Here is an 11,790-nt window from a genome sequence, read left to right on the forward strand (position 1 = left end):
CGAGCCTGCTCGCGATGGACGTGAACGATGACGTTGGGTGCCTGACACCCCGCGTAGCTTTCGGGTCCATCGCGAGCAGGCTCGCTCCTACAGGTTTTGTGGCATTGGTCAGAACGACGACTGGACCTTGATCCCGCCAATCAGCGCGTCATCGACCTGGTTCACGCCACCGGGGTGACGGATGTACTGCAGGTTCGGGCGCACGGTCAGCCAGTGGGTGACGTGCACGCCGTAATAGAGTTCGGCGCTGTATTCGGTGTCCTGCGGCGGCAGGAAGGCCGGGTCGTCGTAATCGAAGACGGCGTGGGCCTGATTGGTCGCTTCGGCGTTTTTGCGGTAGGCCGGGTTGACGTGGACGCGGGCCAGGGCAAAGCCGATGTCATCCTTGGCGCGGGCATCGAACAGGCCTTTGTAGACGAGGCCGGCCTGGACATAGTTGTCGATGGCGTTGGTCTTCTTGTCGTGCATCGTGCCGTTGGCGAACAGGCTCAAACCGCGACTGTGATCGCTGGCGACGCTGGTGACCTGCTGCTGAAGGCCGAGCCATACGCCGTGCTTGCTCGACGCGCTGCGGTAAGCCTCACCGCTCAGGGCCGCAGGCTGGCCGTTGCTGTCCTTATAGACGTCCGTGGCCTTGGCGCTGCTGTAGTAGTAACCGGCGCGGTACTCGCCGGGCAGGCCGTTGAGCTTCGGCGCCCACACCAGTTCCACCGGCAGGACCGTGCCTTGGGTGCCGCTGCCGCTGAGCTTGAAGCCGTTGTCACGATCAAGGTTCGACGGGTTTTGCTCGTAGGCACCGACCTGTGCGTACAGCTCGGGCGTCAGGTGATATTTGACCCGCATCGCCCATTGGCTGACCGGCCAGTTGTACCAGATGCCACCGGCCCAGTTGCCGACCTGGGAGCCGCAGAACGCCAGGTTCTGGAAGTCGCAAGGGAAGCTGTTGAAGTCTTCGCCTTCGCCAAAGCGGCCGACCTTGATGTCGAGTGTCTGGTCGAGGAATTTCTGCTGATACCACATCTGCGTCAGGCGCGTGGTCTGGCCACGCCCCCAGACTTCCTGCGCCGAGGTGAAGCCGCCGACACGCGGATCGTTGATCCGGTCGTTGCTGATGTTGTTGCCGCTGCGTTTGGTCACGGTCAGCTGAAATTCGGCGTCGTTCCAGCCGAGGATCTTCTGCAGATCCAGATGCGTACCGAGGCCGAACTGGTCGCTGTAGCGCGCGGTGCGGTCATGGTCGTAGCCGCCGTGCAGGTTGCTGCCCATTTCGCCGGTGTAATCCAGTTTGAATTCGTAGCCCTTTTCCGCCAGTTCGGTGCGCGTGCCGTTCCAGTCGCCGAGCATCCACGGTGAATCGCTATCAAAGGCCGCCGCAGCCTGGGCGCAGGTGACGAAGCTCATCGCGGTCAATCCGCCGATCAGGTTCAAGGCGTTTCGGCAGGCGACAGGCGTAAAGACAGCGCTGTCTTTCGGAGATTGTAAATCAGGCATAGAGGGGAAATTCTTGATCTTTTTCTGGGGATGATTGGAAACGGCAGGCGAGATGCGTATTGGCGGAAGCGTTTCAGCTAAGGCCGGTGCAAGGATAATGTTCTGTTACAAATAGAGAAAGCGCTTTGTTGAGATGAATTCTTTCGCAATCCGTAACAGTGTAGGAGCGAGCCTGCTCGCGATGGACTTGAACGAAAACGCGTCAAATCAGATGCCCAGCGGTGTCATTGCGTTTTTCGCGAGCAAGCTCGCTCTTACAGGATCACCTACATTTAATAGATCGCTTCCACCCGAAGAAACCCTCGGCTAAGGTGCGCGGCTTCCAATCCTCACTCTGCTTGAAGGCCCGGCATGACCGAACACAACACTGACCCGCTGCACGGCGTGACCCTGGAACAGATCCTTAACGCGCTGGTTGAACACTATGAGTGGTCGGGTCTGGCCGAGCGCATCGATATTCGTTGCTTCAAAAGTGACCCGAGCATCAAGTCGAGCCTGACCTTCCTGCGTAAAACCCCTTGGGCACGGGAGAAGGTCGAGCGCCTTTACGTGAAATTGATGCGCACCAAGCGTCCGCTCTGAACAGGGTCAACCCGATGGCGACCGGGTCTGTCGCGCGACGTCATTTTGTTGCCATCGCAGCGGTCCTGGGCTGGGCCGGCCTGAGCATCCAGATGTACCTGATTTTCTATTCGCGGTGGACCCTGGGCGCCAGCCTGCTGGGTGGGTTGATGAGCTTTTTCAGCTACTTCACCGTGCTCAGCAATACGTTGGTGGCGACGGTCCTGACCTGTGAATTGACGTCCCGCGAATCCGCTGCACGGCGCTGGTTTTTGCAATCGTCGGTCAGTAGCGGCGTTGCCGTGAGCATCGCCGTGGTCAGCCTGGCCTACAACCTGTTACTGCGCCATTTGTGGCATCCCCAGGGCTGGCAATGGCTGGCCGATGAGCTGCTGCACGACATCATGCCGCTGCTGTTCCTGGTGTATTGGTGGTGTTGTGTGCCCAAGGGCCTATTGCGGCTGGGACACATCGCGGTGTGGGTGATTTATCCACTGCTGTACTTCGGCTATTCGCTGCTGCGCGGGCATTTGCTGGCGGTTTATCCCTATCCGTTCGTTGATGTGGAGAAGCTGGGTTATCCACAGGTGTTCATCAATGCCGGGGGATTGTTGGCGGGGTTTGTGTTGATTGCGTTGCTGATGGTTGGCCTGGATCGACGGCGTTAACCCTGTGGGAGCTGGCTTGCCAGCGATGACTGCCTGACAGGCGCCTTTGAAGTGCCTGCCAATCCGCTATCGCGGGCAAGCCCGCTCCCACAGAAGCCGGTCAGTCATCCAGAGTGTTATCCAGCCGCCAGTAACCCACCGCTTTGACGAACTGCTCATCCAGCCCATGCTCATCAAGCAACACTCGACGGATCTGCCGTGACACCTTGGTCTCGGTCGCGACCCAGGCGTACAGGCTGCCTGTGGGCACCTCGATCTGCCGTACGGTGCTCAGCAAATGGTCTTTGCCACCCTCGCGCAGCACCCAGATCACATTGACCTGGGCAGCGCTCTCCAGCACTTGCTGCTCCTTGCCGTTTTCCACCTCGACAATCACCAGCGCCCGCCGATTCGCCGGCAAGCCTTCAAGGCGCCGGGCAATGGCGGGCAGGGCGGTTTCGTCGCCGATCAGCAGATAGCTGTCGAACATGTCCGGCACGATCATCGAGCCGCGCGGCCCGCCGATGTGCAGGAACTGCCCCGGTTTGGCCTGTTCGGCCCAGGTCGAGGCAGGGCCGTCGCCGTGCAGCACGAAGTCGATATCCAGCTCCAGCGTGTCCAGGTCATAGCGACGCGGGGTGTAGTCGCGCATGGCCGGCATCGGTCCGTCGCTTTTGCCGGCACCGAGTACCAGGGTTTCCAGCGCTGCCTGTTCCGCCGCGTTCTGCGGGAACAGCAGTTTGACGTGATCGTCCGTGCCGAGGCTGACAAACCCTGCCAGCTCGGGCCCGCCCAGGGTAATCCGGCGCATGCGCGGGGTCAGGTCGACCACTCGCAACACTTCCAGGCGCCGGCGTTTGATTTCATGCATGACGCGGTGAATGGTTTGGGTGACGACTTCAGTCATTCGGCTTTCTCCTGGGCAGCTTGAACGGCGGGGCCGTCGACGATGGCTTTGGCGGTGTTGTTGAGCAGGGTCGCAACACGCTGGATTTCTTCCGCGCTCCAGCGTCCGTGGTGAAGTTGCAGGGCGTGGCGCAGGTTGTGCACAGCCTCGTGGATTTCAGGCGGGCGATCATGGCCGCGCAGAGAGCGCTTACTGACATCGATGCGCACCCTTACACCTTCGAGGGCAACAGCTTGCTCGGCCAGGGATTGACGCCCGGCATCAGTCACGCAGTAGCGTTTCTTCCCGCCTTCGGCGTCGCCCTGAATCATTTCGCTCTCTTCCAGAAAGGTCAGGGTCGGGTAAATCACGCCGGGGCTGGGGCTGTAGGCACCGTCGAACATGCCTTCGATCTGGCGGATCAGGTCGTAGCCATGGCAAGGCTGTTCGGCGATCAGCGCCAGCAACAGCAATTTCAAGTCACCGGGGGCGAAGACCCGGGGGCCGCGCCCACCGCGCTCGCGTCCGGGGCGTTTCTCGAAGCCGTCGCGGCCGTCGCCGTGTTCGCGGTGGGGGGAATGATGGTCTCTCATTTGTGCTTTCTCTCGTCGTGTTTAGATACAACTTAAGATATATCTTAAGAAAAAAGCAAGCCCCACCGACCGATGGCCGCCCCGAGCGTCGAGCCGCTGAGCCAGCCAACAACGCGAAAATAGTGTGACCAAAACGGGTGAAAAAGTTTAAATTAGTGTTAACTCTCTAATATTATCTTTTGGCCTATTGAATGCGGGGCTTGTGGTATTGGTCTTACAGAAGTAACTTGGGTAGTGTCTGCGAGTCATTGTCGTTAGTGTCCGGCTTGTAGTATTTCTCTTACAGTCAGACATTCTAATTTAAATAATTTCAGGTTTTTTCTTGCTGCCTTGATAGTGCTTTGGCTACGCACTTGCAGGAATTTGCCTGCTTACTTTCCAGATAAATTGATCGATCATCTTTCGGCGTTGAAAGTTCAGTTGAGCAACTAGCTGCTCGTGACGGTTTTGCTCAACTTGAACTTTCTGCGCTAATCCTTTTTAAAAAACAGGTACTGAGAGATGTTCAAGAAAATCGCGTTCGCTGCTCCTCTGGCTGTTCTGGCACTGAGTTCTTCCATGGCGTTTGCCGCCACTGAAGCCAAGCACTCCATCAGCCTGATTGCCCACGTGCCGGCCGACGACTTCTACGCGGTCCCGGTTGATTCGGATCTGGTCAACAAAGACCAGGATATGAGCTACAACCCGTCTACCGGCTCCATGCGAACCGTCGACGGGCACTTTGATGTCCTTCACACCGCCGGTAAGGTCAACGCCCGACTCGAAGGCGTGCCTAAGCTGATTGCCGGTAACAAGGCAATCGATTTGAAAGTCGAACTCAACGGCAAAGCGTTGACAACCACTTCGCAAGAAGTTGTGGGCGATACCGAATCCAATACTCGTTATCGCGCGCCGTTCAAGATCAGTGCGGTCGGCGGCAAACCTGATGCGGGCGACTACACCGGCGTTGTCATGTTGGTGGTTGAACCTTCCGTCTAAGTTTAAACACGACGGTAAAACGCTTACTTGCTTCAAGTAACGTAACCGGTCGACAAACAACTCTGTCTGTCGACCGGGCTTTGACTTTCTCGTAATCAGAGTACTTGTTCATGTTCCCGATGACGCCCATCGCGGCAGCGCTTGCGTTGCTGTTATGTAGCAGTGCATTTGCGGCGCCCACTTCTATTGATCATACGCCGCGCACTTTGCTGGCTCAGGCCAAAGGCTTGCCGGCAGAGTTCGAGGAGCATTTCTTCGACGTTCCGTTGGCGGTTCGGGTCGAACTCGATCAGCAACCGCTCGGCGAGGCGATGATTGTGTTGTCCCGCGATGACCGGGTGACGTTGCTCGACTTCACCGACACCAGTGAAAGCCGTTTCGGTGCAGGGGAGCGCCAGGCCTGGTCTGACATCCTCAAGCCCGGCGTGGCCCTCGGGGCGTGCAAGGGGCAATGCCCGGAACAAATGCTGGCGGTTCACTACAACCTGGAAAATTCATTGCTGTCGATCGTCACCGAAAATGCCGAGCGCGATAGCGAAGCCAAGCGTTTCTACGCTCAACCGGAAGGCGGCAGCAGCGGCCTGATGGTGCGTAACCAACTCAATCTCAACGGCGGCCAGGATCAAGACCTGGGCGGCCGTTTCGGTCTGGAGGCCAGCGGCAGCCTGGGCAACTGGAGCCAGAGCTTCAACATGCAACTGGCGCGCCTGGGCGGGCCGGATGACAAGACCTACCATGCGGTGCATGAGCTGTTCACCCAGCGCGAACTGGAGGGCAGTTTCTTCCGGCTGGGCTACTTCACGCCCAACTCCGAAGGCCTGACCCGCCAGCCCCGTTCGTTCGGCACCAGTCCCGATACCGCCGTGGGCGTGATGTATGGCAGCTCTGACAGCCTGGCCATCGACAGCCCGAAACCCAGCGTATACCCGGTGTATGTCACGGCCAACCGCCAGGCGTCCGTGGAGATCTATCGCGATGGCCTGTTGATCAACACACAGGCGGTCCCGGCCGGTTTGCAGACCCTCGACACACGGCCATTGCCCGGCGGCATTTATGAAGTGGAAGTGCGGTTGATCGAGGACGGTCAAGTCACCTCGACCACTCAGGAGCTGATCTACAAACCGAGCAACTGGCGCAACCACGATGAGCGCTGGCGCTACAACCTGTTCGCCGGGAAGGAAAGCAAACTGTTCAGCAACTGGGACCAACAAAGCAGTGGCGATGCCACGGCGGGCGCCTCGATCAACTATCTGCTGCATCCACGGGTGATTCTCGGACTGTCGGCACGCCAGGTGCGGGAAACGCTCCAGTACGGCAGTTCCATCGACTGGACCCTGGGCAACAGCACCAGTGTCTACGCCAACCTCTACCAGACCGAAGACCACGGCACCGGTGCCGACCTGCAAGGGCTCTACAACTACGGTGCTGGCAGCCTGGTAATCAGCCATAACCGTAGCTGGCTCGACACCACCAACACTTACGACACGCTGCCCGATGGCACTCGCGTGCGCCAACGCAATGTATTCACCGGCCAGACCAGCAATTCATCGCTGGCGCTGAATCACCGCATCAGTCGCAAGGATTCGCTCAACGCCCGGGTGTCCCACAGTGAGGGCAACGTCGAAGGGGTTGGTATCGACCTCGGCTGGACCCAACGTACCCAATTGTTTGGCAGCGATGCCAATTGGCGCCTGTCGCTGTTCGACCGGCCGGGTAGTTACAGTAGCGGCGATGCGCGTAATCGCGGGGTGGATCTGAGTATCAACCTGGCGCTCGGTGGCCCGGGGCAGCAGATTTCCGGCAGCATCGGCAGCCGCACTGCCCGTGACGGCAGTCGCGACAACAATGCCTCGTTCGGCTACCGCAAAGACCTGCAGGACCACGTGTTGCAGAGCGTCTCGGTGACGGCACTCACCGACACCTATGGCGTCGGCTTGTCGAGCCTAGCGAATTTTCGCACCGACGCCATCAATGGCGACGGGTTTATCCAGCGCTCATCGTTCAACAACAAATTCACCGGTGGCGTGAACCTCGACAGCACCCTGGTGGTGGGTGCGCAACGCATGGCGCTGACCAGCCAGCATCAAGGTCGGGGCGCCGGGATGATTGTCGACGTCGAGTCCGATATCGACGGGATCGCCCTGCGTGCCGACGACCTCAGCGGCGGCAGCGCAGCCCTGCGGCCGGGGCGCAATTTCATTCCGTTGACGGCCTACAAAAACAGTTCGGTGAGCTTCGACTTCGAAGGCAATCACGTTCCGGCGGCCAGCATCGAGCCTTCGCGCACCCGCTATCACCTGAACAAGGGGGGCGTGGAGTACCGCAAGGTGCGGGTGATGAAAACCCTCACCGTACTCGGGCGCTTGCTCGACCCGCAGGGGCGGCCGCTCAAGGGTCACCACGTGATCAACCACGCCAGCCGTGGGGTCAGCGAAGTCGATGGCTTCTTCTCAATGGAAATGAACGCGGGTTCCCCGACCCTGGAAGTGCGTTATGCCGACCAGTTGCTCTGTCAGTTCCGTCTCGATGTCGACAAACACCGCAGTGAAAACAACGTGCTGATGATCGGTGATTTGCGCTGTTCGCCGGACACATTGGCGGACGCCACCCACAACGCCGAAACGGCGGGCTGAACGGCCCGCCGTTGAATCTGATTATCGGAGGTTAGGCCTACATGAACGTCTCGCGTTCTTTCGTTTCACGCAGTCGTTGTTGGTCGGCAAGCGTTTTGATCGCCTGGGTGGCCGCTTTGCCAGTCATGGCTGAAGACGTTTCGATTACCGCTGTGTTCAAGCCGGATCCGGCGTACCCACACCTCAACAAGTTCAAGAACACCACGCCGTCCAGTGGTTACTGCGGGCTTTACCCAAGTGAGTGTGAGGATAACGAAATGTTCGGCCTGCAGGTGCCGATTCAATTCAATTCACGTTCGCCGATCCAGGCTAAACATACTTCCGTGCGACAAGGCGCAATGTTCAAAGTACCGGCCCAGTGGCGCGAGTTGACCATTGTTCACGAAGCGACAGGTGAACCGGAAAAGGTCCGGGTGCGGATTGCCGGAGTGGGTTCCCGGTATAAAACCGATGATGTGAAGAAACTGGTGGGCGGCGCTGCGGACTACTTGGTTGCGCACAGTATTTTATGGGATTCGGCTTGGGTGAACGCCCCGTCACCTTGCCTCTATAGCGGGGTGGGTTGGTACACCGAAACCACCTTCCGATTTTTTTGGAAAACACCCTTCGAAGCCTTATGCGCCAAACAGGCAAAGTTCGATATTCCGTGGATGCAACTGGAGTACCTCGATTTTGCCTATGAGCTTGAGACACCTAACCCGCTAGGCATGTCTTCAGGGCACTACACCGGCTCGCTGACCTACAGCGTCGGTCCCAATGGCGATTTCGACTTTGGCGATGTCATGGTGCCAACCGATTCGGCCTTGACCCTGAACTTCAACCTCGACGTTCAGCACACCCTCAAGGTCGACATCCCGCCGGGTGGCGAGAAGGTCAAGTTGACGCCGGCCGGTGGCTGGCAAAGCTGGCTGCAGGCGGGGCGCAAACCGGTGCGGTTGTTCCGTGACCAGACCTTCAATATCTCGGCGTCGTCGCGTTTCAAGATGTATTACGAATGCCAGGCCTGGGCCACTCTCGACTGCACGATCAAGGACGCGCTTGGCCGGCGACAGGTGGAGTTGCAGGTCTTTGTCAGCCTGCCCAATGGCTTGACCGACCAGTCCGGCCAGCCGGTCAGGCATAAGCGCCTCAAGGCCGGACCTGAAGGTGCGCAAATTTTTCAGCCCGGTTTCTACGTGGACAGGGCGCCGGGTGTCCTGCACTTCGAGGTGCCGAAGGAAGAAGTGGAGTGGATGCTTCAGCAACCCAACGTGGCGAGCCCGTACACCGGCAAAGTCACCGTGATCTGGGATTCGGAAATCTGATGGGCCGCCTATCGATGGGCCGCGCCTGTGTTGTGTTCACTGTCATGAGGTTCAAGAGTATGAAGCGTCTGTGGTTGCTGTTGGGTTTGAGCGGGTTTTCGCTGGCGATTCAGGCCGGTCCGCAGATCAACGTCGGAACGGTGTACGACTACCTGGATGGCGACAAAAGCACCTACCTCAAGCGCGTGTTCAACAGCGGCGACAGCACGGCGTTCGTCAAGGTCAACATCCTGGAAATTATCTACAACGCCGATGGCAGTCACCGTGAGATACCGGTCGCAACCCAAGCGGATGGCAGCGGCCGAGATGGCTTGATGGCCAGCCCCGCACGGCTGATCGTGCCGGCCAAAGGTATGCAGGGCACGCGTTTGCTGCACATGGGCGCACGTGACACCGAGCGCTATTTTCGCGTGCGCTTCGTGCCGGTGGTGCCGGAAAAGGAAGACGAGTTCGCGGTGTCCAGTGAGGAGCGGGACGCCTACAAAGAGAACCTGTCGGCGGGGGTCAACGTCATGACCGGGTTTGGCACGGTGTTTTTTGTCCGGCCCAAGAACAGCCGTTTCGACAGCGTGATCGATGACAGCGCCGGCGTTTACCGGCTGCGCAATAACGGCAACACCGTGGTGGTGATCGATGAGTTTCGCAACTGCTCGCAGAAGAATGAAACCGAGTGCGAGCCGACCACCAAACATCACGTTCTGGCGGGCAAGTCGTTCGAGTTCGATAAGAAACCCGGTCGGGAATACCGCTTCAACCTGATTGAAGGCGCCGACAAAAAAGCGTTGCGCGTTGCCAGCCAGTAACACCGCCAAAGGCGAGTCGCCCTGAAGGACTCGCCGCTTTTTATCACGCAACAGGTAACTGACATGATCAAGCAATCGGCCATCGCCCTGTGTGTGGGCGTGATGATGTGTGCCCAGGCTTTCGCGGCACGGGAAGAGCGCACGTTCGACGTGTGGGCGGATATTCCGACCCTGGGTTTTTACGTGCTACCGGCCGAGACGAACTGGATACATCTGGAGCAGACCCTGCCGTGGAACATCAACACGTCGAGGCTCGAAGGGTTGCGCAAGAATTTCGACGTCAAGCACGACACCAGTGCGATCGAGGCGCGGCTGGACGCCGAGCCTTATCTGTTCAACGGGCGGCAGGATCAGAACATCTACTTGCGGGTCACCTTCAATGGCCAGGAGTTGAGCCACGATGAGAAACCGCGCCAAGTGGTGTCGGCGGCGCAGGCCATGGCAGGCGGGCGTTTTCCTTTGGAAATTCAACCGAAGGTGCCAGCCGGTGGCTATAAGCCGGGCACTTACTACGGGACCGTCCAGCTGATTTTCAGTGCTGCTGCACCCTGATCCGTGTCTGGCAAGGATCAAAAATGTGGGAGCGAATATCGCCCCCCAGGGAGCAGGGTGGCTTTTCGGAGAGGGATACAGATGAGTGTTGCAGGTGTTTTGTTTTCAAAAAGGCTTTTCTGGTTATGGAGCCTGTTAATGGTGTGGTGGCTGATGCCCCAGGCGTTGGCGCAAGACGTCTCAATCACTGCCTTGTTCAAGCCCGACTCGGCCTATCCGCACATCAACCAATTCAAGAACACCACGCCGCCCAGTGGCTACTGTCAGTTGTTTCCCGGGCAATGTGAAGATAACAAGACGTTCAGCCTGCAAGTCCCGATTCGATTCGACTCCAATCGAGCCATCCCGGCCAACCATGCATCAGCGCGCCAGGGCGCAACGTTCTCGGTGCCGGCGCAATGGCGTGAGCTCTCAGTCCGTCATGATTCCGGAGCGGTGGAACAGGTAAGAATGCGGATTACCGGGGTCGGTTCCATGTATGTGACCGAGGATGTTCAGAAGCTGACAGGGGACACCAACCCTGACTCCCGCTATGCGCATAATCTGTTGTGGGGATCGAGTTGGGTGTACGCGCCGTCGCCGTGTCTTTACAGCGGTGTGGGTTACTACAGCCCCAACTCCTATGGTTTTTTCTGGAAAACACCGGTCCAGGCTGCGTGTGATAAACAGGCGAAATTCGATGTTCCCTGGTTGCGCTACGACCATCTGGATTTCTCCTATGAACTGGTCACGCCCAATCCATTGGGCATGTTGGCAGGCCATTACACCGGATCGCTGACCTATACGGTCGGCCCCAACGGCGACTTCGATTTCGGCGATGTGATGCTGCCGAGCAGTCCGGTGTTGACCATGAACTTCAATCTCGACGTTCAGCACACCCTCAAGGTCGATATCCCGCCCGGTGGCGAGAAAGTCCAGTTGGTGCCCGCCGGTGGTTGGCAAAGCTGGTTGCAGGCGGGGCGCAGACCGGTACGGTTGTTCCGCGACCAGACCTTCAATATCTCGGCCTCTTCGCGTTTCAAAATGTTTTTACAGTGCTCAATCACCGATGGACGGGTCTGCTTTATGGCTGATCGGGGTTTGATCCTTAGGGCGCCATTGAAAGTCAGCGTGAGCTTGCCTGGAGGCTTGACTGATACCAGCGGAAGGCCGGTCCAGCGTCAGGAACTGGTGACTGAGGGCGGGGCCGTGACTTTTCAGCCGGGTCACTACGTGGATCGTAAGCCGGGCACGTTGCACTTCGAACTTGAGCAACCCGATCACTTTTTTTTGCCAGGGGCGCCAAAGCAGTATTTTGGCAGCGTCACCGTGATCTGGGATTCTGAAGTGTGAGATCAGGAGA

11 protein-coding genes are annotated in these 11,790 nt (G+C 58.5%); 8 read left to right on the forward strand and 3 right to left on the reverse strand.

All coding sequences use genetic code 11. The annotated features are described in order from the left end of the window. Window positions 1–108: 108 nt before the first annotated feature. Window positions 109–1,491, reverse strand: a complete 1,383-nt coding sequence (locus ACX3YD_RS21450) for a carbohydrate porin (RefSeq protein ID WP_458960936.1) — start codon at window positions 1,489–1,491, stop codon at window positions 109–111. A gap of 351 nt (window positions 1,492–1,842) precedes the next feature. On the opposite strand from ACX3YD_RS21450, the gene ACX3YD_RS21455 reads away from it, so the two are divergent. Both ACX3YD_RS21455 and ACX3YD_RS21460 read left to right on the forward strand, forming a co-directional pair. Then, window positions 1,843–2,073, forward strand: a complete 231-nt coding sequence (locus ACX3YD_RS21455; RefSeq protein WP_007985772.1) for a VF530 family protein — start codon at window positions 1,843–1,845, stop codon at window positions 2,071–2,073. A 14-nt stretch (window positions 2,074–2,087) separates the two neighbouring features. Beyond that, window positions 2,088–2,720 (forward strand): Pr6Pr family membrane protein, encoded by a 633-nt coding sequence (locus ACX3YD_RS21460; RefSeq protein WP_103406338.1) that lies wholly within the window; start codon window positions 2,088–2,090, stop codon window positions 2,718–2,720. Between the two features lie 100 nt (window positions 2,721–2,820). Here the strand turns inward: ACX3YD_RS21460 and ACX3YD_RS21465 are convergent, their stop codons facing one another. Both ACX3YD_RS21465 and ACX3YD_RS21470 read right to left on the reverse strand, forming a co-directional pair. After that, a complete protein-coding gene (locus ACX3YD_RS21465; protein WP_458960937.1) occupies window positions 2,821–3,606 on the reverse strand; it encodes a siderophore-interacting protein in 786 nt (261 codons plus the stop codon). Further along, on the reverse strand, window positions 3,603–4,178 hold the full coding sequence (locus ACX3YD_RS21470) for a PadR family transcriptional regulator (protein ID WP_458960938.1): 576 nt from the start codon (window positions 4,176–4,178) through the stop codon (window positions 3,603–3,605). The genes ACX3YD_RS21465 and ACX3YD_RS21470 overlap by 4 nt, the downstream gene beginning before the upstream one ends. A gap of 501 nt (window positions 4,179–4,679) precedes the next feature. On the opposite strand from ACX3YD_RS21470, the gene ACX3YD_RS21475 reads away from it, so the two are divergent. The 6 genes from ACX3YD_RS21475 (at window position 4,680) to ACX3YD_RS21500 (ending at window position 11,780) form a co-directional block, all read left to right on the forward strand. Beyond that, window positions 4,680–5,156, forward strand: coding sequence for a CS1 type fimbrial major subunit (locus ACX3YD_RS21475; RefSeq protein WP_103406335.1), 477 nt, complete (start codon window positions 4,680–4,682; stop codon window positions 5,154–5,156). 110 nt (window positions 5,157–5,266) lie between these two features. Beyond that, window positions 5,267–7,789 carry a CS1-pili formation C-terminal domain-containing protein gene (locus tag ACX3YD_RS21480; RefSeq protein ID WP_458960939.1) on the forward strand — a complete coding sequence of 841 codons (2,523 nt, stop codon included), beginning with the start codon at window positions 5,267–5,269 and terminating at the stop codon, window positions 7,787–7,789. Between the two features lie 41 nt (window positions 7,790–7,830). Then, complete coding sequence (locus ACX3YD_RS21485; protein WP_458960940.1) at window positions 7,831–9,093, forward strand: hypothetical protein; 1,263 nt, start codon at window positions 7,831–7,833, stop codon at window positions 9,091–9,093. A 59-nt stretch (window positions 9,094–9,152) separates the two neighbouring features. Next, window positions 9,153–9,896: a molecular chaperone gene (locus ACX3YD_RS21490; RefSeq protein WP_458960941.1), complete on the forward strand. Its 744-nt coding sequence runs from the start codon at window positions 9,153–9,155 to the stop codon at window positions 9,894–9,896. 63 nt (window positions 9,897–9,959) lie between these two features. Next, window positions 9,960–10,448 carry a CS1 type fimbrial major subunit gene (locus tag ACX3YD_RS21495; RefSeq protein ID WP_103406331.1) on the forward strand — a complete coding sequence of 163 codons (489 nt, stop codon included), beginning with the start codon at window positions 9,960–9,962 and terminating at the stop codon, window positions 10,446–10,448. A 138-nt stretch (window positions 10,449–10,586) separates the two neighbouring features. After that, a complete protein-coding gene (locus ACX3YD_RS21500; RefSeq protein ID WP_458962070.1) occupies window positions 10,587–11,780 on the forward strand; it encodes a hypothetical protein in 1,194 nt (397 codons plus the stop codon). Window positions 11,781–11,790 lie beyond the last annotated feature (10 nt).

This window comes from Pseudomonas fluorescens group sp. PF-1, assembly GCF_054481335.1.

Bases quoted from the DNA above. Each gene is read 5' to 3' on its own strand.
- ACX3YD_RS21490 (WP_458960941.1), top strand. From the start codon at position 9,153: ATGAAGCGTCTGTGGTTGCTGTTGGGTTTGAGCGGGTTTTCGCTGGCG.
- ACX3YD_RS21500 (WP_458962070.1), top strand. From the start codon at position 10,587: ATGGTGTGGTGGCTGATGCCCCAGGCGTTGGCGCAAGACGTCTCAATC.
- ACX3YD_RS21470 (WP_458960938.1), bottom strand. From the start codon at position 4,178: ATGAGAGACCATCATTCCCCCCACCGCGAACACGGCGACGGCCGCGAC.
- ACX3YD_RS21480 (WP_458960939.1), top strand. From the start codon at position 5,267: ATGTTCCCGATGACGCCCATCGCGGCAGCGCTTGCGTTGCTGTTATGT.
- ACX3YD_RS21450 (WP_458960936.1), bottom strand. From the start codon at position 1,491: ATGCCTGATTTACAATCTCCGAAAGACAGCGCTGTCTTTACGCCTGTC.
- ACX3YD_RS21485 (WP_458960940.1), top strand. From the start codon at position 7,831: ATGAACGTCTCGCGTTCTTTCGTTTCACGCAGTCGTTGTTGGTCGGCA.
- ACX3YD_RS21475 (WP_103406335.1), top strand. From the start codon at position 4,680: ATGTTCAAGAAAATCGCGTTCGCTGCTCCTCTGGCTGTTCTGGCACTG.
- ACX3YD_RS21455 (WP_007985772.1), top strand. From the start codon at position 1,843: ATGACCGAACACAACACTGACCCGCTGCACGGCGTGACCCTGGAACAG.
- ACX3YD_RS21495 (WP_103406331.1), top strand. From the start codon at position 9,960: ATGATCAAGCAATCGGCCATCGCCCTGTGTGTGGGCGTGATGATGTGT.
- ACX3YD_RS21460 (WP_103406338.1), top strand. From the start codon at position 2,088: ATGGCGACCGGGTCTGTCGCGCGACGTCATTTTGTTGCCATCGCAGCG.
- ACX3YD_RS21465 (WP_458960937.1), bottom strand. From the start codon at position 3,606: ATGACTGAAGTCGTCACCCAAACCATTCACCGCGTCATGCATGAAATC.